This window comes from Longimicrobiaceae bacterium (assembly GCA_035696245.1).
Taxonomy (GTDB): Bacteria; Gemmatimonadota; Gemmatimonadetes; order Longimicrobiales; family Longimicrobiaceae; genus DASRQW01.
On the sequence record DASRQW010000067.1, the window covers coordinates 1 to 20,355 of the forward strand.

Below are 20,355 nucleotides of genomic sequence, written 5' to 3' on the forward strand. Positions count from 1 at the left end.
GCTGACCGTGGCGCCGGTGGCGATGTGCGGCGCCCTGCTCGCGGCCGGGCTGGACCGCTTCCTTCCCGAGCGGAATGGCGTTCGAACCGCGCTTGCATTCGCGGCCTGGTCCGCCGGCATCGCGCTGTGGGCCGCGGCCGGGCGCGACGTGTTCGGGCTGGGATACCTGGCCGCGGCGACGGCGGGGGACGGGCACGTGCCCGCGCTCTCCGTGGGCGTGATCGCGAGTCAGGGGATTCCTTCCGTCGCGTGGACGTTCGCGCCGCTGGAGCCGGCCTTCATCGCCGGGCGGCTCGGCTTCGCGCTTCTCGCGACCGCCGCGGCGGCCGGCCTCGGCTCGCTCCTCCGCTTCCAGTCCGTCGCATCTCCATCCTCCGTCCCCCATCTCCCGTCCGTTCGGGTGGAAGAGGAGCGCGCGACCCCGCGTCCGACGCTCGCCATCGTTGCGGCACAGACCGGATCGCTGGCCGGGACGTCGCTGATCATCGCCGGGAGATGGATGAGACGGTCGCGGCTGGCGTGGATGGGGATGGCGGGCGCGCTGATCGCCGCCCTGGTGCCCGGCACGGCGCCCGGCGTGGCGCTCGCCGTCGCCCTGACGGTGCCGATGGCCGTCGTCTCCCGCACCTCCGCGCGCGAGGTCCACGTAGCGTCCGCACTGGAGGCCACGACGGCTGCCTTCCTCCGCCCCTCCGCGGCGCTGATGCACGGGTGGGTGCTGGGGGTGCTGACGCTGGCGCCGGCGCTGCCCGCGGTCGCGCGAATGGGCGGCGTGCAGGCGGCGACTGCGTGCGCGGGCGTGCTCGGCTCGGCCCTGTGGCTCACCTGGACGCACCGATGCGCGGCGCGCCCCCTGCTCGGCATCTCCACGCTGGCGGCCTTATGGTACCTGAACGTATTCGACGCGCCTCCGGGTCCGCTGGACCTGCTGGGCTTGTGGCACCCGAGCCCGTCCGCGCTGGTGGCGGCGACCTCGTTCACGGCGGCGATGGCGTGGCTGCTGTGGCGGAGCGACCGCCGCACCGCGGGCGCACGCCGGATGCCGGCGTAAGGACGACGGCGCGCTCATCCGCCGCCGCGGCCATCGCACCGATGGCGGCGGTGGCGCTCTTCCTCGCGCTCTCCACCTTCGTGCTGTCGCGCGGAACGGGCCGCGTGTACGGCTTCGACGTGGCGCGCGACCTGGGGATGGTTGTGGAAGCCGCCCTCCAGGTGTGCCCGCTCTTCGCCGCGCTCTGCCTGCTGATCGCCGGCCCGCTGCGCGACCGTCTGGCGGAACGCCTCGCCGCGCGCATCTCACCGGCGCCGTCGCCTCTGGCCCGGGTCGCCGCGGTGGCGCTCGTCTCGGCCGCGTCCGCGCTGGCCTTCCTGGCGCTGACCGCCGCCGCGGTGTGGGCGGTGACGAGCGGCGGGGCGGGCGCCTCCGGCGTCTACATCGCGCCAAAGGTCTGGCTGTCGCTGCTCTTCGACCTGCTGCTGATCGGGATCTTCACGCACTTCGTGCACGCGCTCACGCGGCGGGGCGGCGTTTCGGTGCTGCTCTTCCTGGGCTACGTGGTGCTCGTGGTGGTCGCGGGGCCGGCGCTGCACGTGACGGAGTACATCGGCTTCGGCTCCACGACGCCGGTGGTGCTCACCGCGTACGACCCGACGCCGGTAGGCTTCGAGGCGGCGTGGGCGTGGCGGCTGTACTGGTCGCTCGTCACGTTGACGATGCTGGCGCTGCTCCATGCGTTCGATGCGCCTCCGCGCGGCCTCCTCGCGTCGCTGCGCTCACCGGGCGCGAAGCGCGGGCGCGTTGCGGCGCTGCTCCCGGTCGCCACCGCCTTCGCGGCCGGGCTGGCGGCGCTCCACGTCTCCGGGCTGCGGGCGGATGCGACGCGCTCCTACGCCGCGGGCCCGCCGGTACTGCCAGCAGCCGTCGCGGCGGGTGGCCTGGAGCGGCCCACGCTGGAGCGTTTCGCGGTGGACCTGGCCTACGCGCCCGAGCGCCGCCGGGTGGAGGTACGCGGCACACTGACGCTCGTCAACGACCGGGGACACGGGCCCCTCCCCTCGGTGCTGCTGGAGAAGTCTCCGGCGCTGCGCCTGGATGCGGTAGATGCCGACCGGCCCGCGGCCGTGCAGAGGGATCGCTCCGGGCGCCTCGTCGCGCTGGCGCTGCGCACGCCGCTGGGCGCGGGCGAACGGCTCACCGTCCGCTTCCAGGGTTCGGTCGATGCCGCGAACCCGTTCGACCGCGTGACGCGATCGCTGGTCTTCTCGCGGGCGTTCTATCTCACGTCCCCCAACCTGCTGCCGCTGCCGCGCCGCCCGGACTGCTTCGACGCGCCCGGCCGGAGAAGCGTCGCCGCCCGTTGCGACGCGGGGGAGAACTACCTGCTGACCGACGCGAGCCGCGGCCGGCTCTCCGTGACCGTGCCGGCCGACCTGCAGGTGGCGGGCGTCGGGACGATGCGGATCCTCCACCCGGGCGGAACGGCGGTCTACGAGCTCACCCTCGACGGGTCGCGGCTCACCAACTTCTTCGTGGCGGGCGCGGCGTTCGGCAGCGCGACCCTGCCCGCGCGGGGCGGCGTGCCGGCGGTGACGGTGTACGGCGCGAAGCGGGACGCGGCGCGGCTCCGCGACGTGGCGGGCGCGGCGCAGCGTGCCGTGGCCTACTACCAGGGCTTCTGGCCGCGCTATCCCGGCGGCAGCCTGACCATCGTGGAGGCGCCGTCCCCGATGAACGAAGCGACGGCGTATTCGGGCGCCGTCGCCATCAACGAGAAGCTGCTGCGCGGGCGCGCGGCGCGCGGGGTGGAGGGGAGCGGCCTGGCGCGGCTCGTCGTGGCGCACGAGCTGGCGCACCAGTGGTGGGGATACGCGGTGGTCCCGGCGCGCGAGCCCGGCCGCCTCTTCGTGCTGGAGTCCACGGCGCAGTTCGCCGCCTACTCCGAGCTGGACAGCCAGGGCATCCTGCCCGCCGACACCGCGCTTGCCCGCGAGCAGCGCCGCTACCTCGCGGCGGTGGGCGGAGGGGGTTTGGCAGACCTCCCGCTCAGCCGGATCGAGCGCGAGGACTGGCTGGCGTACCACAAAGGACCGTTCGTGCTCCTGCGGCTGGACCGAGCCACCAAGGGCGGGCTGATGCCGGCGCTGGGCACCCTCCTCGCCGCCACCGGAGGCAAGCAGGCCGTCGTCTCCCCCGGCGCGCTCGTCGATTCGCTCATCCAGCGCCTCCCCGCGGCGGAGCGCACCCAAGCCCGCACGCTCCTCACCACCGCGCCGAAGCGGTAGCTCGTCCCGGAACGCGGGACAAGCGATGAGTTACGGACGGAGCGAAGGACGTTCGGGGCGGCAAAGATGTGCGGCAGCGGCATCGCCCTGGCGGCTGAAGCCGCGGGCTACGACGGCACGAAGCCCACCTTCGTGGGCTGCGGCTTCGGCATCCCGGCGCGCGTGAACCGCCACGCATCCGCAGAGACAGAACGGTACGACGTGAAAACGGGATGATGCGGCCGCATCATCCCGTTTTCACGTTCGTCCATCTACCTTGTGCATCACCGCCGGTCATCCGCCGTCCGCCGCACACCCTCGGCTGCAACACGGCCGCGGTTCGCACGATGCGGCGGATGCAGGCCGTACGGGAGACCTTTTCGGAGCTTCGACCCCGCACGCCGATGCGCCGGGACCGTGCCTCCAGCGTGACGCACCCCCCGCGCAGGGATCTAGCCGCGCAGCATCAAAGCCGCTGCAAGAAGTCGATCTTGATCATCCGCGTGCCGTGGCCGGCGAAGTCCACCTCGGCGCGGTCGCCGGCGATGGCGAGCACGATGCCCTCGCCGAAGGTGCCGTGCGTGACCTCCTCGCCCAGCCCCAGGCTGCCCGACTCATCCTCCGCGCCCTCGGCCGAGAGCACGCCGTCTACGGACTCGCGCGCCGCGTCGGTGTGGGCGCGGTCGCCGGTGCTGAGGCCCGCAGCGCAGTTGTCGCAGTGGCCGCACACGAAGTCTTCCGCCGGCGCCTCGCCGAAGTATTCCAGCACCATGCGCGTGCGGCAGCGGGCGGTGCGGCAGTAGCGCAGCATCTCCTCCAGTTTGCGCCGGTCGATCTCGCGACGGTGCTCGTAGTCGGTCAGCTCGCGGCTCAGGTCGGCCGCCGTCACGTCGGGCGCCGTGCGCTCCCAGAAGCCGCCGCGGTGCTCGCGCACCATGCCGTGCCGCTTGAGCAGCGTGAGGACGATTCGGGCCTTGCGGCGCGGCACGTCGCCCATGTCGGCGATCTCGTCCACGTGGCGCTTCTCGCCCAGCGGCGCGGCGTTGACGATGCGCGCCACCCCGATGGCCTCGTGCAGGTCCGGGTACTTTCCGCCCAGGAAGTAGCCCTGCACCGACTTGTCCTCCACCCGGTACAGCACCGTGCAGCGCGACGGCAGCCCGTCGCGTCCGCTGCGGCCCACCTCCTGGTAGTACGCCTCGATGCTGCCGGGGAAATGGTAGTGGATCACGAAGCGGATGTCGGGCTTGTCGATGCCCAGCCCGAACGCGTTGGTGGCGATCACCGCCTTCACCGTGCCCGCCATGAAGCGGTCCTGCGCCTCCGTCCGCTCGGCCGCGCTGCGCTTGCCGTGGTACAGCGCCACCGGGTAGCGCGGCGAAAGCTCCTCGTACAGCCGCTCCGCCTCCTTGATGGTCGCCACGTACACGATTCCCGTGCCCTGCGCGTTGCGCAGCAGCCGGTCCAGCGCGGCGTCCTTCTCGGACTCGTTGACCGTGGGCAGCACTTCGAGGAAAAGGTTGGGCCGCAGCAGGTCGGTCACGTGCACCAGCGGGTCCTTCATCCGCATCTGGTGGATGATGTCGTCCCGCACCTCTGGCGACGCTGTAGCCGTGAGCGCCAGCACCGGCGGGCGCCCCAGCCGCTCGGCGATGCTGCCCAGCATCATGTAGTCCGGCCGGAAGTCGTGCCCCCACTGCGACACGCAGTGCGCCTCGTCCACCACGAACAGCGACACCTTGCGGTCCAGCAGCACCTCGAAGAACTCGCGGTCGCGGAAGCGCTCCGGCGTCACGTACAGGATCTTGCCCTCACCGCGCTCCACCGCCGCCTCCGCCGCGTTCTGCTGCCGCGTGGTGAGCGACGAGTTGATGGTGCTGGCCTCCACGCCCAGCGCCTCCAGCTTGTCGGTCTGGTCCTTCATCAGCGCGATGAGCGGCGAGACGACGAGCGTGAGGCCGGGCAGGTGCAGCGCGGGGAGCTGGTAGATGAGCGACTTGCCCGCGCCGGTGGGCATTACCACCAGCGTGTCGCGGCCGTCCAGCACCGCGCGGATCACGTCCTGCTGCCCCGGCCGGAACTCGTCAAGACCGAAGCGCGAGCGCAGGGTGTCGAGCAGGCCCGCATCGCGGCCCGCGTCTGCCGAAGGGTTCAAAACGCCAGCGTCTGTCACAGGGTTTGCCGAAACGGATGGACGGCGCCCAGGGTGCAATCTCCGCACCACGTCCCGACCCTCACCTCGGACCCCGTCCATCCGCAACCCTCGCAGCATCATACGTCGCCACGCACGCTTGAAGCGGCGGCGCCCCGGCCCGCGCACACCCCCACCTTCACGACACCGTGCTCCCCTCTCCCAGGCAGTTTTGGGAGAGGGGTCGGGGGAGAGGGCACCCCGGCCGCCGCACCGACCGCATCCGAACCGACCGGGAGATGCGTGGCGGCGCGATTGCGGCGCGGTTCCCCGGGCTTATTATCCACCGCAGCCGGTGCGCGACCCCAGGCGCCCCCGCCGATGCGCAGCCGTGATCGCCGCGACTCCCCCATCTCCCGAGAACCCAACCGATGCGCCGAGTCGAGCTGGTGCGCGCCGCACGCGCCGTCCTCCAGGCCCTGCGCGAGAGCCGCGTGCACGAGGCGCTCATGGAGGTAGGCCGCGGCGCTCCGGGCGAGGGCGCGCGCTCCGCGCTGCTGGGCGCGCTACGCGAGTACACGGTGCGCTCCACCGCCTTCGGGCCGCACGAGCGCAAGGTGGCGCAGGCGCTGGATCTGGCGCCGCTGGACGACCCCGCGTTCTGGGCCCGCGCCGTGGGCGCCGACGAGCCCGCCGCCCGCGCCGCCGCCGCGCAGATGGCGCAGTCCATCCGCAACACCGCCGCGTATCTCCCCAAGCTGCTCGCGCTGCTCAGCAACGAAGCCCTCCGCCGCGGCGCCGCCTCGTCGCGCGGCGAGCGGTCGGGCGACGGGCTGGCGCTGCTGGAGGTCGTCGTCATCGAGAACGAGCGGCAGCGGTCGTCGCCCATGCGGCTCATCACCGCGCTGGAGAGCGTGTGGCTGCTGTACGACGTCGCGGCCACCATGCAGGGGCTGCCGTCCAGCACCCTCAGCGTGGAGTCGTGCGATGCGGGCAGCGACAAGTCGTTCGCGTTCCTGGGCTTGGAGCCGGTGATCGCGGCCGTCAAGCAGATCGTCCTCTCCGTGTGGGACCGCGTCGTCTTCTACCGCGGACGCCAGAGCGACGTGCGCCTGGAGATGATCGAGCGCTCCGTGCCCGTCCTCACCGAGCTCGCGAAGATGAAGCAGACGGGCGCGCTGGGCCCCGAGCAGGCCGAGCTCCTGCGCCGCGGCATCCTGTCCGGCGTGAAGAAGTTCCTGGACGCGGGCTGCACCATCCCGGAGATCGAGGCCAGCAGCAGCCACGAGTCCCGCACCCTCCTCGCCCCGTCGCCGCGCCTGCTCGCCAATCCTGGCGACTCTCCCGGATTGCGCTAGGCCGCAATCGCCGGCAGGTGCCGCGGCCGTGCGATGCGTGTGGGCGGATGTGACCGGGAGGGCGCGCGGGGCGTCCGTCAGGAGGCGGCGAGAGGTCGCTCCGTTAGCCGGGCACTGCCCTTGCAAGGCAGGCAGAGTCTGGATGCAGGTTCGGGAAGGCCAGTGCGGTACAACTCAACGGGGAGGGATGGGACGATGAATCTGTTCGCCAAGAAGTTTACGGTGGTTCTCGCGACGGCGGCTACGCTGGGCGTGACGAGCCTTTCGGGTTGCGCGTCGATGAACAACAAGGAGCGCGGCGCCACCATCGGCGCCTCGACGGGCGCAGCGATCGGCGCGGTGATCGGGCGCAACAACGGCGGCACGGCCAGGGGCGCGATCCTGGGCGCGGTCCTCGGCGGCGCGGCCGGCGCCGTCATCGGTCACCAGATGGACCAGCAGGCCAAGGACATCGAGACGGCCGTCCCCGGCGCCACCGTGGAGCGCGTGGGCGAGGGCATCGCGGTCACGTTCCCGTCGGGCATCCTGTTCGCGGTCAACAGCGACCAGCTCCAGGGCGCCGGGCGCGACAACCTGACCAAGCTCGCGCAGACCATGCAGCGCTACCCGGGCAGCTCGGTGCTCATCGTGGGGCACACGGACAACACGGGCACCGACGAGTACAACATGGCGCTCTCGCAGCGGCGCGCGCAGGCTGCGGCCGGCTACCTGGTTTCGCAGGGCATCGCCGCCGGCAGCATCCGCACCGAGGGCCGCGGCGAGTCCGAGCCGGTCGCCGGCAACGACACCGAAGCGGGCAAGGCGCGCAACCGCCGCGTGGAGGTGGCCATCTTCGCCAGCGAGCAGTACCGCCAGCAGATCCTCAACCAGAACCACCCGTAAGCTTCCGGTTGCAGGACTGAAGGACGAAACCAGCCCCCGGCACCTTGCGGCGCCGGGGGCTGGTTTCGTTGGGTGAAAATGTGTGTAAGCCCTCTTCCCACAGCGGTCTAGAACACTCGGCTACCACGGTTCTCGCTCGTATGCATCACGATCTACATATCTGCGCCCGGCCCATTCAATCCATTTGTACTGAGGTTTGTCGGTGTACACGCTACGTTGCGCATTGTTAGCCACATGCCGGACTAGCGCAAAAGCTTCGCTTGCCGTGGCGATACTCGGAACCGGATCTGCTGATCCAACCTTGGCGTACAGGGCGTTAGAGGGGGAGAGCGGTAGAAATATTTCAGTGCCTTTCCGCAACCATCCTGGTCCATATACGACAATTCCGTCGCGGCGCCGGAAGCGGATGAGCGGATGATCCGACGTCGGCCATGAACGATTCTCTGGAGGGTGGAGCAAGTGCCATGTCTGCCGCAATGCCTCCGGCGTAATCTGTGCAACAAGGTGCTTGACACGTTGCATCCAAGAAGTGCTGCCTCCAAGTAGAGACAGTTGTACCTTAGTACCGTGACCGTCTGACGTCCAAGAAGTCTTCATGACTGGTCGTAAATCGGTAGGGTTTTCACCAGCTCTCTTCTGTGACTGAATGGGTGAGTGTCGACCAAACTTCCGAACGGCGGATTTGATTACTTGGTTCATAATCGGTGGGATAACACCAGCTTCCCAAGCCCTATGAAAATCGTAAGCTTTGGGCGTGCGAGCATCTTGTGCCACAGCAAACCTTATGAGGGCTTGCCAGTCTTCTGGACGGAGTGCTTGCGAGTGGTCAAGCCGATCAAGCGCATGATAAGCCGGCGTTTCTATCTCACGTTCGAGCCATCGCTCGAAGTGATCTCGTTCCAGCCCCGGAATATAGGCGTCGTAGAGATGCGTACGAGCGCCAGCAGAGCGAAGCGAAACTCGCTTCCATTTGGGATAACGTGAGTCTGGAACGACAATCTTGTGCTCCCACACCGTATGCCCATCCGGCGACCATCGTATGAGATAGCCGCGAGGAACAAAGTGGTTATTCCGTGTCGTCTGATATCCCGGCATAGAGTAAGAATCTCCCAATCAATGTGAACCACACAACTGCTCCGTAGATACAGACCGGGGCTCACGTGCTGAGATTTTCATAGGCGGCGGATCACCCGGCACGGGTTACCTCCCGCGACCACGCCGGCGGGTACGTCGCGCATCACCACGCTGCCGGCGCCGACGATGGAGTCCGCGCCGATGGTCACGCCGGGGCCGACGATCACGCCGCCGCCCAGCCACGCGCGCGAGCCGATGACGATGGGGCGCGCGAGCTCCGGCCCAGCCGCGCGCTCGGCGGCATCTCGCGGGTGATCCGCCGTCAGGAGTTGCACGCCGGGCCCGAGTTGCGCCTGCTCCCCGATGGTGATGGGCGCGGGGTCGAGAAAGACCGCGCCGAAGTTGACGAAGGCGCCTGCGCCGAGCGTGATCTGCATCCCGTAGTCGCAGTAGAACGGCGGCTCGATCCAAGCTCCGTCGCCAACCCTTCCCAACAACTCCCGCATCAGCGCCTCGCGCCCGGGACCGTCGCCGGGATCGCTGGCGTTGAGGCGCGCGAAGAGCCGGCGTGCGCGGACCCTCGCCTCCACAAGCGCAGGATCGCTCGCGAGGTAGAGGTCGCCTCGCAGCATCTTCGTACGTTCGCTTAGGGCATCTCTCACGGCCGCCGCTACTCCGCCGCAGTGAGCGAGAGGGCTTGAGCGCGGTGGAGAAGTGGATCAAGCGTGGACGGCGAGTTGTCGTACACACCGTTTAGACGCGCGGTGATCTCGTCTTCCGTAGAGGGTGTAGCGACCGTGGAGTCCGCCGTGCCTGTCGGACAGATAGCATCGTTGTTCAAACCGGCACCGCCTCGCGCAACACCTGCTCGCGAATGGATGGGAGCACCCCCCTCTCAGTGACCACGTCGACCCGGCGCCCTAACGCGTCTTCCAGGTCGGCGACAAGCCCGCCGGGGAACCAGGCACTCGTTGACGGCCCCGCTTCGACGAGCAGGTCAACGTCGCTGTCCGGCCCGGCGTCGCCCCGTGCGACGGAGCCGAACACGCGGACATTACGCGCGCCGTGCTTCTCGGCGATCTGCCGGATCAACTCGCGTTTGCCTAGAATGACTTCGTCGATGCCCATAGGTGTCGAGCAAGAAACTCGGGCGGAACATCGTGAACCGGTTAGTCCGGTCCGGAACGGATCTGGCGAATCTGAGTCGAGAGACAGCCTTCGGCTGCTTCTACGACGTTCAGCAGCAATTCATCAACCGTCTCGCCTTGCGTCGCGCAGCCGGGGATTGCGGGGACTTCGGCCCAGAATCCACCTTCCTCCGCATCGTGAACCACGATCTCCAGCTTCACGCTGATAGCTCCAAGATGCGAGATGTCGACCATCTACCCCGTCGCCAGCATCTCCAGCAGCAAGCGCGCCGCGAGCTTGGCGGTGCGGGCGTCGATGTCGTATGAAGGCGAGGTCTCCATGATGTCGGCGGCGAGGAGGAGCGGGTGGGCGGAGATGGTGCGGACGAGGCCGATCATCTCGCGGGCGGTGAGGCCGCCGATGCCGGCGGCGCTCACGCCGGGGGCGAACGCCGCGTCGGCGGCGTCGATGTCGACGGAGAGGTAGAGCGCGTCCGCATCCGCGGTGACGGCGGTGACGGCGGCGAGGGCTTCGCGGGCGACGGCGGCGGCCCCGCGGTCCGCGACGTCATCCACCGTGAAGACGTGGATGCCCTGCTCGCGCGCCCAGTCCAGGTAGTAGCGCGAGTTGGCGAAGCGACGGATGCCGATCATCGCCACTCGCGGGCCTTCCAGGATGCCCGTCTCCAGCGCGCGGCGGAACGGGGTGCCGCTGGAGAGCGAGGCAGCGTCGTCGTACTCGCGCACGTCCAGGTGCGCATCCACGGTCACGAGCGCCAAGCGGGTGTCCGGCCGCGCCGCCGCCAATCCACGGATCATTGAGCCGGTGATGCCGTGGTCGCCGCCCAGGAAGACGGGCCGCGCGCCCGCCGCGAAGACACCTCGCGCCGCCTCCTCAATCCGCCGGTGCGCCTCGCCGCCGTTCATGGTCGGCAAGGCCAGGTCGCCGAGGTCGAGCACGGGCGGCACATCGCGCTCGCCGTCGAACGAGCCGAAGGCGGCGAGGGCGTCGCGGATGGCGCGCGGGCCGAAGCGCGCGCCGGGGCGCGACGGGATGCCGCCGTCGTAGGGCAGGCCCAGGATCGCACGCTGTCCATCCAACGATGCCACGCCGTCCCACGCTCGCAGCAGCGCGGAGGCGCGGGGGTCGCGCGGGTCGGGCGCGGCGCGGAGGCCGGCGAGCGGGTCGGGAGCGGGCTGGGTCACGGGCGGCGGATGCGCGAGGGATTTCCGGCTTGCTGGCGGCGAGCGCGAGCGGCTAAGTTAGGCGGCACGGCGGCGGGCCGGCCAGGGGTGCGAGCGGCACGCCGGCCGGCCCACGCTTTCCCCGGCACCGAAGCTCCAGAACGCGGCACACACACCATGCGCATCCTCACCGGCATCCAGCCGTCCGGCACGCTGCACGTCGGCAACTACTTCGGGGCCATGCGCCCCATCCTGTCGCTGCAGGAGACGGGCGAGGTCTTCTGCTTCCTGGCCGACCTGCACGCCCTCACGTCGCTGCACGACCGCGAGGCGCTGCGGGCCAACGTGCGCGAGGCTGCGCTCGATTTCCTGGCCTGCGGGCTGAACCCGGACCGTACCGTATTCTGGTGCCAGTCAGACGTGTCGCAGCACGCGGAGCTGATGTGGATCCTCACCACCGTCACGCCCAAGGCGCTGATGGAGAAGATGGTGAGCTACAAGGACAAGGTGGCGCGCGGCATCCCCGCCAGCCTGGGCCTCTTCACGTACCCCGTGCTCCAGGCGGCGGACATCCTGCTGTACGATGCGGACGTGGTGCCTGTGGGCAAGGACCAGAAGCAGCACCTGGAGGCCACGCGCGACATCGCCGGGAAGTTCAACGAGGCGTACGGCCCCACGCTCAAGCTGCCCGAGCCGCAGATCAGCGAGGACGTGGCCACGGTGCCAGGACTGGACGGGCAGAAGATGAGCAAGAGCTACGGCAACACCATCGACATCTTCATGCCCGAGAAGGCGCTGAAGAAGAAGGTGATGAGCATCGTCACCGACAGCACGCCGCTGGAGGACCCGAAAGACCCCGAGGGCTCGCTCATCATCGCGCTCTACCGCCTGTTCGCGAGCGCGGACGAGGTGGCGGAGATGGAGGCGGACTTCCGCCAGGGCGGCATGGGCTACGGCGACTTCAAGAAGCGGCTGCTGGAGCGCATCTGGACGTTCTACGCCCCCATGCGCGAGAAGCGCGAACAGCTCGCCGCACGGCCGGACGACGTGGAGGACATCCTGCGCGCCGGTGCCGCCCGCGCCCGCGCCATCGCCGGGGAGACGCTGGAGCGCGTGCACCAGGCGGTGGGGCTGCGGTAGAGAAGTTCGGCGATGGGGGGCAGGATGGAGCCGCGCCCTCCCGGACTTCCTGACGCGGGCGGAAGACCGGGGAGGGCGCGACGGAAAGGCAGCGGACTCGCTTACGCCTGGACGGGGCGATCCGGCGCGCCGCCCAGCAGCTGGGGGAGAGCCGCTTCGGCTTCGCCCAGCGTCATCGCGGGGTGGCCGGAAACCTCGAAGCGGAACTGGCCCGAGTTCTGCCCCGCCCGGAGCGTGTAGCGGCCGATCTCACCGCCGTTCGTGTTGCGGAGAATGACGTACATGTCGGAGTCGATCGCGTTGCTGAGCGTGATTCCTCCTGAGATGGGGCCGCTGGTGGCCTCCACGAGAGCCACCGCTGTCACGCTGCCGCGGGGCGCCTGCACCGTGAGCTCCCCGCGCGTGTAGACGTAGATGTACTCCGTGCCCATGTTCTCGGCCACGATCTCGGCGGAGCCGCCGATGATGGTGCCGCCATTGCCAAGGCCCAGGGAGTACCTCGACGAGGTGGCGGTGTCGTGGCATACGTACGAGATCAGGTAGTAGCCGGCGTTCTGCATGGAGGCTCCCGACGGGGTGGGGCTGGACTCCGGCTCGGTCGTGCGAGACCGGTACATCCAGCAGGCGGATACGGGCCACGGCAGATGGACCGCGTCCCGGCGCCGCGGCGGAAGCTAACGTTCCTTGGCCCCAGCTCCTAGAATTTTGTCGGGAATGGTAAGTGGCTGCTGCGTCCGACTCTCAGGCATTGCCCTGGTCGGCCATCGGACACCATCGCGTCGGCGGGTGGAGGTGATCGCAACCCACGGAGACGGTCGGCTCGCTCGAGTGACTCGCCGTCAATCGGATGCGAGGCCGGATCCCTCTGTCGATTCACAGCCGCGCAGCCCGTTGCGGCGGCGGGGTATGGGATGTGCTGAGTCGCGGGCGGAAGGCTTCGGCGCGGTGGAGGGGCCGGGGCGCGCGCACAACCGACGGGAGACCGGGAGCCGAGATGAGCGAGCACCTGCACAACGTGGAGTTTTCCGAATCCGACGACACGAGCATCGTGGGCGCCAAGGACGCCGCCGAGCAGCCGCGGCGCAACCCAGCGGGCGACGCCATCGAAGGCCGCGGAGTGACGGACCGGGTGCTGACGCTGGTGTGCGAGTCGTGCGGCAAGGACTACTTCTTCGACGACGAGCCGCCGCCCGCCGGCATGAGCTGCGCCAAGTGCGGCGGCACCGTCTTCCGCTCGTTCGAGAGCAGCGTCGGTGACGAGGCGGCCGACGACTTCCGCGACAGCACCGAGCGCGACCTGGACCCCGACGATGCCGAGGGCGACGTGATGCCCGGCGACATCATCGACCTGGAGCGCATGTAGCTCGCCCCGCCCCAGACGCCGCCTCCGGCCCGAAGCTCCCACGGAGCCCGGGCCGGCACGCGTTCGGGGCCTGGCAGTTAAAACCGCGGCAAACACGATCGAGCATCAGCAAGCCCCCAAACAGGCTCCCCTCCCCCAGGCAGTTTTGGGGGAGGGGCTGGGGGAGGGGGCCCACGCCGCCGCAACGAGAATCCCAACCACATCGGGCAGGACGCGAATGAGCAACGGAACAGGGGGCGTGTCGCAGGTACCCACGGCCCTCTTCATCGGGTCCGGGGTGGCGCTGGTCACCCCGTTCGACACGAACGGCGTCAACGAGAACGTGCTGCGCGAGCTGGTGCGCTTCCACCTGCGCGAGGGGACGGACGCTCTCGTCGTGAACGGCAGCACCGGCGAGGCGTCGACCATGACGCCGGGCGAGCAGCGGCGGGCGGTGGAGATCGTCGTCGATGAGGCGGGCGGCAAGATCCCCGTGATCGCGGGGGCTGGCGGCAGCGACACCACGGCCGTCTCCCGCCTCGCGTCGGAGGCCCGTGCCGCGGGGGCGACGGCGCTGCTCGTGAGCCCGCCGCCGTACAACAAGCCTACGCAGCAGGGCATCGTCGCGCACTACCGCGCGGTGATGGACGCGGGCGGCCTGCCCACAATCGTCTACAACGTGCCCGGCCGTACGGCGTGCAACATCCTCCCCGCGACGGTGGAGACGCTGGCGGAGGACGACCGCATCGTCGGCGTGAAGGAGGCGAGCGGCGACCTGTCGCAGGTGGCCGAGCTGTCGCGGCGGGTGGGCGAGCGCGTGGCCATCTACAGCGGCAACGACGACCAGGTGGTCGCGCTGATGGCGCTGGGCGGCATGGGCGTGATCTCCGTGCTCGCGAACGTCGCGCCGTCGGACGTGTCGCGCATGGCGCGGTCGTTCCTGGAGGGCGATGTCGTCACCGCACGCAAGCTTCAGCTTCGCCTGCTGCCGCTCATCAACCTGCTCTTCAAGGAGCCGAATCCGATCCCCGTGAAGGCCGCCGTGCGCGCTCTGGGCTTCGACGCAGGGCCGCTGCGGCTGCCGCTGACCGAGGTGTCGGACGCGCTGCGGGGCGAAGTGCTGGCGGAGATGCGGGCGCTGGGGCTGGACGTGCGCGGGGAGGGCTGAGATGGCGGAGCGCGTGCGGGTCGTGCTCAGCGGCGCCACCGGGCGGATGGGCCTCACGCTCGCCCGGCTTATCGCGCTGGACGGGCGGATGGAGCTGGTGGGCGGCATCGGGCGAATGGACGAGGACCAGGCGTGCGACATCGGCTGCCCCATCATCCACGCCGCCGAGGACGCGGGCGAGGTGGTGCGCGCCGCCGACGTGGTGATCGACTTCTCCGCGCCGGAGCTGCTCCGCCGCCTGCTGGACACGCAGCGCGAGGCGATGGCGGGCACCGCGCTCGTCGTCGGCACCACGGGCCTGTCGCCGAACGACCATCGGCTGCTGGCGGACGCGGCGGGGAGATCGCCCGTGCTCGTCTCCGCCAACTTCAGCGTGGGCGTGAACCTGCTGCTCGCGCTGGCCGAGCGCGCCGCGGCGGTGCTGGGACCGGACTACGACGTGGAGATCGTAGAGGCGCACCACCGGCGCAAGGCGGACGCACCCAGCGGCACCGCCATCGAGCTCGGACGCGCCGTCGCGCGGGGGCGCCAGGTCGCGCTCGACGAGGTGCGCGTGGACGGCCGCAGCGGGCGTCCGGGCGCGCGGCCGCAGGGCGAGATCGGCTTCCACTCGGTGCGCGGCGGCGACATCGTGGGCGAGCACCGCGTGATGCTCATCGGCGAGCGCGAGCGGGTGGAGCTGGGGCACGTGGCGGCGGATCGCGACCTGTTCGCCGCGGGCGCGCTGCGGGCCGCGGGGTGGATCGTCGGCCGCCCCGCGGGCACGTACGGCATGGCGGACGTGCTCGGGCTCTCGTGACGCAGCGCATCTCCCGAGGCGCCTGAACGTGGGCGAGCAGGCGCTGGCGGACCTCGGCTTCCCGCCCGGCTGGGCCGCGGCGATGCACGCGGGCTTCCTCTTCCGCATCGTCCTGGCCGCGTTCCTGGGCGGAGTGATCGGCCTGGAGCGGGAGATGTCCGGCAAGCCCGCCGGGCTCCGGACGAACCTGCTCATCTGCGTGGGCGCGGCCATGCTCACCGACCTCTCCATCGGCTTCGGCAACGCGTTCGGGGCCGACCCAGCGCGCGTGGACCCAAGCCGCATCGCGGCGCAGGTCGTCACCGGCATCGGCTTCCTGGGCGCGGGTACCATCCTCCAGACGCGGGGCCGCGTGACCGGCCTCACCACCGCGGCCACGCTGTGGGTCGTCGCCGCCGTCGGCATGTCGGTCGGCGCGCACGCGTACGTCGCCGCGATGGAGGCCACGGCCATCGTCCTCGTCGCCCTGACGATCCTGGGCCGCATCGAGAACACGCTTCTGCGGCGCCGCGCCTTCCACCGCTACACGTTCAGCCTGGACGCGGACACGGCGCTGCTCTCGAAGCTGGAGGGCGCCTTCCGCGGCTCTGGCTTGCAGGTGCGCGGCGAGTCGCTGGAGCGCGGGCCCGACGGCTTCCACGCCGTCTTCGAAGTCACCGGCCCCGCGCGCGTGCACGAGCAGATGGCGCGCAGCCTGGTGATGCTGCCCGGCGTGCACCGCATGACGAGGGGCGAGTAGATGCCGAAGGCGGTGATCGACATGAACGACCGCCGTCCCGTCTGGGCGATCCCGGGCTGGGCGGTGGACGAGATCAGGTCCGCGTTCCCGTCCGATTGGGACGTCGTCGTGGTGGACGGGCACGCGGACGGACAGGGCGACGGCCGCGGCACCTCGCCCGATGCGGTGCGGGCGGCGCGCGGCGCGGAGGTCTACCTGGGCCTCGGCATCCCGCGCGAGCTGTTCCTCGCGGCGACGGCGAGCGGCGAGCTCCGGTGGATGCACACCGCGTCCGCCGGCGTCGCCGGGGCGCTGTTTCCGGAGATGGTGGAGTCCGCCGTCGTCCTCACCAACTCCGCCGGCATCCACGCCGAGCCCATCGCCGACACGGTGATGGCGATGGTGCTGCATTTCGCGCGCGGGCTGGACTTCATGGTGCGGGCGCAGGCGGAGCGGCGCTGGGACAAGGCGACCTTCGACGCGCCCGGCGTGCCGGTGCGCGAGCTCGCCTCGTCCACTCTCGGCATCCTCGGCCTGGGCGGGATCGGCCGGGCCGTCGCGCGACGCGCGGTCGCGCTGGGCATGCGCGTCGTCGCGACGCGGCGCAGCGGGACGGAGGGTCCGGATGGCGTGGAGGTGGTGACGGGAGATGATGCGCTGGGGCGTATGCTGGACCGGAGCGACTTCGTGGCCGTGTGCGTGCCGCAGACGGCGGAGACGGAGGGGCTGATCGGCGCGGCGGAGCTCGCGCGGATGGGAAAAGGCGCGGTGCTGGTGAACGTGAGCCGCGGCGCGGTGGTGGACGAGGAGGCGCTTACGGTCGCCCTGAAGACGGGAAAGCTGCGCGGGGCGGGCCTGGACGTGTTCGCCGAAGAGCCGCTTCCGGCGGCGTCGGAGCTTTGGGGCCTTCCCAACGTGTTGGTGAGCCCGCATGTTTCAGGCACATCTCACGACTTCTGGCGGCGGCAGACGGACCTCGTCACCGCCAACGTCCGGCGCTGGCTGGCCGGGCAGCCCCTCCTGAACACCGTCGACAAGACGGCCGGGTACTAGAGCGGATGGAAAACATCATGCAGGGCGTGGAGAAGATCATCCACGCGGCGGTGCAGCGCGGCGCCAGCGACCTCCACATCAAGTCCGGCGACGTCTTCCGCGCCCGCATCAACGGACAGCTGGTGCCGTTCACCAAGCAGCGCATCACGCAGGAGCAGGCGCGCTCCATCGCGTCGTCGCTCATCCCGCACGAGCGCGACCGGGCCCGCCTGGACGAGCTGCAGGACTACGACTGCTCGTGGGGGATGCCGGGCGTGGGGCGCTTCCGCGTCAACATCCTGCGGCAGCGCGGCAGCTTCATGATCGTGATGCGGGTCATCCCCATCGAGATCCCCAGCTTCGAGGCGCTGGGGCTGCCGGCCGTGCTCAGCGACATCGCGGCCAACGAGCGCGGGCTGATCCTGGTCACCGGCATCACCGGCTCGGGCAAGAGCAGCACGCAGGCGGCCATGCTGGGCTACATGAACCAGAACATGCGCCGCCACATCGTCACGCTCGAGAACCCCATCGAGTTCCTGCACCGCGACGTCAACTCGTCCATCACGCAGCGCGAGGTGGGCATCGACACCGACTCGTTCCGCGTGGGTCTGCGGGCGGCGCTGCGGCAGGACCCGGACGTGATCCTGATCGGCGAGATGCGCGACACCGAGAGTATCGACATCGCCCTCAAGAGCGCCGAGACGGGCCACCTGGTCATCTCCACCGTGCACACGCGCGACGCGGCGTCCACCATCTCCCGGCTGGTCGCCACCTTCCCGCCCGAGGAGCAGAAGGTCGTGCGCCTGCGCCTGGCGGAGCAGCTGCAGGCCATCGTCTCGCAGCGCCTGCTGCCGCGCAAGGACGGCTCGGGCCGCGTCCTCGCCGCCGAGGTGATGGTGGTGACCGGCACCATCCGCGACTGCATCGCCGACCCGGAGCGCACCGAGGAGATCCGCGACCTGATCGCCGACGGCCGCACCACGTACGGGATGCAGACGTTCGACCAGTGCCTGATGGACTTGGTGCAGGCCGAGCACGTGGACTTCGCCGTCGCAAAGGCCGCCGCCACCAACCCCGGCGACTTCGAGCTGAAGATGAACATGCTCGCCGGGCGCGGCGGCGCCGGAGGGCCGTCGTATTGACCGCCGGCTCCGTGCTCGTCCCCACCCAGGAAAGCCGCACGCGGAGACGCGGAGACCGCGGAGAACAGCTCGCGTCTCCGCCCTTTTCCGCGTCCTCCGCGCCTCGGCGTGAGCCCCGACGTTCGCGGAGGGGATGAGCATGGGATCGGAAGCGTACTACGTGCTGCTGGTGGTCGTGGAGATCGCCGGCCTGCTCATGATCCCGTTCGGCTTCCCCGGCCTGTGGGTGCAGCTCGCTGGGCTGGCGTGCTACGCGATGCTGACGGACTTCCGCACCGTGGGATTGCCGTCCATCGCCTTCGTGGCGGTGCTCGCCGTGGTGGCCGAGGCCCTGGAGTGGGTGCTGGGCGACCGCTTCGCGCGCAAGTACGGCGGCGGCAAGCGCGCGTCGTGGGGCGCGCTGCTGGGCGGCATCGCCGGGGCCATGCTGGGCCTGCCGATCCCCGTCGTCGGAAGTGTCGTCGGCGCCTTCCTGGGCTCGTTCCTGGGCGCGGCGGCCTTCGAGCTGCACGGCCGGCGCGAGCTGGCGCCGGCGCTGCGGGTGGGCTGGGGGGCGCTGCTGGGGCGGCTGGCCGCCACCGCCGTGAAGGCGGGAATGGGGGCCGTGGCGCTGACCGTGGTCCTCTTCGGCGCGCTGGGGTGAAGGTTCCGGCACGCATCCCGCAAGTGAATGCCGGAATGAGCATTCCCGCAGCACCCGCGCAGCCGGGCCGGCCCGCCGGCCCCAGTTCCCGAACCGCCCCGCGCGCCGCGCAGGCGGCACCCGGAAGGGCGGCCTGAGCCCATGGCCAAGCCGCTCCCGCTGCCGCAGCAGCTCCTGGCGCTGGTGGACGAGGTCCACCGTGCGCCCACCTGCGACCGGGCCATGAGCCTGCTCGCCCAGCGCGCCCTGGCCCTCACCGGCTCGGGGCGCGCTCTCGTGCTGGTGCGCCGCGGCGGCGACCTGCGCGGCGTGGCGGCCGCGGGCGAGGGAATGGCCGACGATGAGGCACGCGGCGTGGTGGTGCCGGTGCTGGACGTGACCAGCGCCGCCGCGCGCGCCGTCCGCGACAGGGCGCCGGCGGAGTCCGGCCAAGGCGAGGCGCTGGGGGGGATGAGCGGCTACCTCGCCATTCCGCTCCCCGGCACCGGCGACGACTTGCTGGGCGCGCTGGCGGTGGAGTCGGCCGGGCTGGACGAGGGCGCGCGCGAGGCCGCCGTGCAGCTTGCCGAGCACACCGGCCCCGCGCTGGCCCGCGCGGCCGAGGTGGAGCGGCTGCGCGCGGCCGCCACGCGGGCCGAGCGGGAGCGCGGGCTGCTGGCGGCCATCGTGGAGGCGTTGCCGGAGCCCGTGCTCATCACCGGCCCCGCAAACCGCATCCTCCTCGAGAACCGGCGCGCCGCCGTGCTCTTCAGCGCCAAGGACGAAGACGCCACGGAGCTTCGGCGCACGGGCGAGCTGAACAACCTGCTGCTGACGTCGTTCCTCACCCGCGCCGCGGCGGGCAAGGGCACGGGCCGCGAGCTTAACCTGGTGGATCCCGCGGGCGGCAAGGACCTGGTGTTCGAGGTCCTCTCCACGCCGCTGCCCGAGGGGCTGTACGACGAGGGCGCCACCGTCTCCGTCCTGCGCGACGTGACCGAGCTGAAGGGCGCCAGCACCGAGCTGGAGCACCAGTTCCGCCGCGTGCGCCAGGGCGAGGCGAAGGCGCGCCGCGAGCGCGACCGGCTGAACGTGATCCTCGAGAACGTGAGCGACCCCATCCTGGTCACCGACCCGGACGGCTCGGTCACCATGATGAACCGCGAGGCCGAGCGCCTGTTCGAAGCCTCCGCCGGCTCGGGCGCGGCCGAGCAGGTGGCGCGCAACCACGAGAGCTTCGCCGGGTTCGTGGGCGAGCTGGGCGCTGCGGGCGAGAGCACTCGCTCCGGCCAGCTGCGCCTGGCGGACCCCGCCACCGGCGCGCAGTTCCCCGCCGAGGTCGTCTCGTGCAAGATCCTCAACGACGGCGGCGAG

At 70.7% G+C, this 20,355-nt stretch carries 20 protein-coding genes; 14 read left to right on the top strand and 6 right to left on the bottom strand.

Annotated features, from left to right (window positions below):
* The 3 genes from VFE05_03185 to VFE05_03195 form a co-directional block, all read left to right on the top strand.
* Positions 1 to 1,051: hypothetical protein (locus VFE05_03185; protein HET6229055.1), on the top strand; the 1,051-nt coding region annotated here is incomplete at its 5' end.
* A gap of 50 nt (positions 1,052 to 1,101) precedes the next feature.
* Complete coding sequence (locus VFE05_03190; protein ID HET6229056.1) at positions 1,102 to 3,282, top strand: hypothetical protein; 2,181 nt, start codon at positions 1,102 to 1,104, stop codon at positions 3,280 to 3,282.
* 66 nt (positions 3,283 to 3,348) lie between these two features.
* Positions 3,349 to 3,498: a hypothetical protein gene (locus tag VFE05_03195; protein HET6229057.1), complete on the top strand. Its 150-nt coding sequence runs from the start codon at positions 3,349 to 3,351 to the stop codon at positions 3,496 to 3,498.
* Positions 3,499 to 3,727: 229 nt separating this feature from the next.
* Here VFE05_03195 and VFE05_03200 read toward each other — a convergent pair whose 3' ends face one another.
* Positions 3,728 to 5,416 (bottom strand): ATP-dependent DNA helicase RecQ, encoded by a 1,689-nt coding sequence (locus VFE05_03200; protein HET6229058.1) that lies wholly within the window; start codon positions 5,414 to 5,416, stop codon positions 3,728 to 3,730.
* A gap of 407 nt (positions 5,417 to 5,823) precedes the next feature.
* Between VFE05_03200 and VFE05_03205 the strand changes: the two genes are divergently transcribed.
* Complete coding sequence (locus tag VFE05_03205) at positions 5,824 to 6,750, top strand: hypothetical protein (GenBank protein ID HET6229059.1); 927 nt, start codon at positions 5,824 to 5,826, stop codon at positions 6,748 to 6,750.
* Between the two features lie 195 nt (positions 6,751 to 6,945).
* Positions 6,946 to 7,632: an OmpA family protein gene (locus tag VFE05_03210; GenBank protein HET6229060.1), complete on the top strand. Its 687-nt coding sequence runs from the start codon at positions 6,946 to 6,948 to the stop codon at positions 7,630 to 7,632.
* A gap of 1,172 nt (positions 7,633 to 8,804) precedes the next feature.
* Here VFE05_03210 and VFE05_03215 read toward each other — a convergent pair.
* The 4 genes from VFE05_03215 to VFE05_03230 all read right to left on the bottom strand — a co-directional run bounded on the left by VFE05_03215 (position 8,805) and on the right by VFE05_03230 (position 11,039).
* Positions 8,805 to 9,338 (bottom strand): sugar O-acetyltransferase, encoded by a 534-nt coding sequence (locus tag VFE05_03215; GenBank protein HET6229061.1) that lies wholly within the window; start codon positions 9,336 to 9,338, stop codon positions 8,805 to 8,807.
* 205 nt (positions 9,339 to 9,543) lie between these two features.
* Complete coding sequence (locus VFE05_03220) at positions 9,544 to 9,834, bottom strand: nucleotidyltransferase family protein (protein HET6229062.1); 291 nt, start codon at positions 9,832 to 9,834, stop codon at positions 9,544 to 9,546.
* A 41-nt stretch (positions 9,835 to 9,875) separates the two neighbouring features.
* Positions 9,876 to 10,055, bottom strand: a complete 180-nt coding sequence (locus VFE05_03225; GenBank protein HET6229063.1) for a type II toxin-antitoxin system HicB family antitoxin — start codon at positions 10,053 to 10,055, stop codon at positions 9,876 to 9,878.
* Positions 10,056 to 10,088: 33 nt separating this feature from the next.
* Entirely contained in the window at positions 10,089 to 11,039 is a 951-nt protein-coding gene (locus VFE05_03230; GenBank protein ID HET6229064.1) for an agmatinase family protein, read from the bottom strand.
* Between the two features lie 156 nt (positions 11,040 to 11,195).
* Between VFE05_03230 and trpS the strand changes: the two genes are divergently transcribed.
* Complete coding sequence (trpS, locus tag VFE05_03235; GenBank protein HET6229065.1) at positions 11,196 to 12,158, top strand: tryptophan--tRNA ligase; 963 nt, start codon at positions 11,196 to 11,198, stop codon at positions 12,156 to 12,158.
* 101 nt (positions 12,159 to 12,259) lie between these two features.
* Here the strand turns inward: trpS and VFE05_03240 are convergent, their stop codons facing one another.
* Positions 12,260 to 12,718 (bottom strand): hypothetical protein, encoded by a 459-nt coding sequence (locus VFE05_03240; GenBank protein HET6229066.1) that lies wholly within the window; start codon positions 12,716 to 12,718, stop codon positions 12,260 to 12,262.
* A gap of 434 nt (positions 12,719 to 13,152) precedes the next feature.
* On the opposite strand from VFE05_03240, the gene VFE05_03245 reads away from it, so the two are divergent.
* From VFE05_03245 to VFE05_03280, 8 genes are all read left to right on the top strand, one after another.
* Positions 13,153 to 13,521: a hypothetical protein gene (locus VFE05_03245; GenBank protein ID HET6229067.1), complete on the top strand. Its 369-nt coding sequence runs from the start codon at positions 13,153 to 13,155 to the stop codon at positions 13,519 to 13,521.
* A gap of 217 nt (positions 13,522 to 13,738) precedes the next feature.
* Positions 13,739 to 14,668 carry a 4-hydroxy-tetrahydrodipicolinate synthase gene (gene dapA / locus VFE05_03250; GenBank protein ID HET6229068.1) on the top strand — a complete coding sequence of 310 codons (930 nt, stop codon included), beginning with the start codon at positions 13,739 to 13,741 and terminating at the stop codon, positions 14,666 to 14,668.
* 1 nt (position 14,669) lies between these two features.
* Positions 14,670 to 15,467 (top strand): 4-hydroxy-tetrahydrodipicolinate reductase, encoded by a 798-nt coding sequence (gene dapB, locus VFE05_03255; GenBank protein ID HET6229069.1) that lies wholly within the window; start codon positions 14,670 to 14,672, stop codon positions 15,465 to 15,467.
* A gap of 28 nt (positions 15,468 to 15,495) precedes the next feature.
* On the top strand, positions 15,496 to 16,206 hold the full coding sequence (locus VFE05_03260) for an MgtC/SapB family protein (protein HET6229070.1): 711 nt from the start codon (positions 15,496 to 15,498) through the stop codon (positions 16,204 to 16,206).
* Entirely contained in the window at positions 16,207 to 17,238 is a 1,032-nt protein-coding gene (locus VFE05_03265; GenBank protein HET6229071.1) for a D-2-hydroxyacid dehydrogenase, read from the top strand.
* A gap of 5 nt (positions 17,239 to 17,243) precedes the next feature.
* The gene (locus tag VFE05_03270; protein ID HET6229072.1) at positions 17,244 to 18,359 is read left to right on the top strand and encodes a PilT/PilU family type 4a pilus ATPase; all 1,116 of its coding nucleotides are present in this window, start codon (positions 17,244 to 17,246) and stop codon (positions 18,357 to 18,359) included.
* A 133-nt stretch (positions 18,360 to 18,492) separates the two neighbouring features.
* Positions 18,493 to 19,002, top strand: a complete 510-nt coding sequence (locus tag VFE05_03275; protein ID HET6229073.1) for a DUF456 domain-containing protein — start codon at positions 18,493 to 18,495, stop codon at positions 19,000 to 19,002.
* Between the two features lie 141 nt (positions 19,003 to 19,143).
* The coding region (locus tag VFE05_03280; GenBank protein ID HET6229074.1) for a PAS domain-containing protein at positions 19,144 to 20,355 on the top strand (1,212 nt) is incomplete at its 3' end.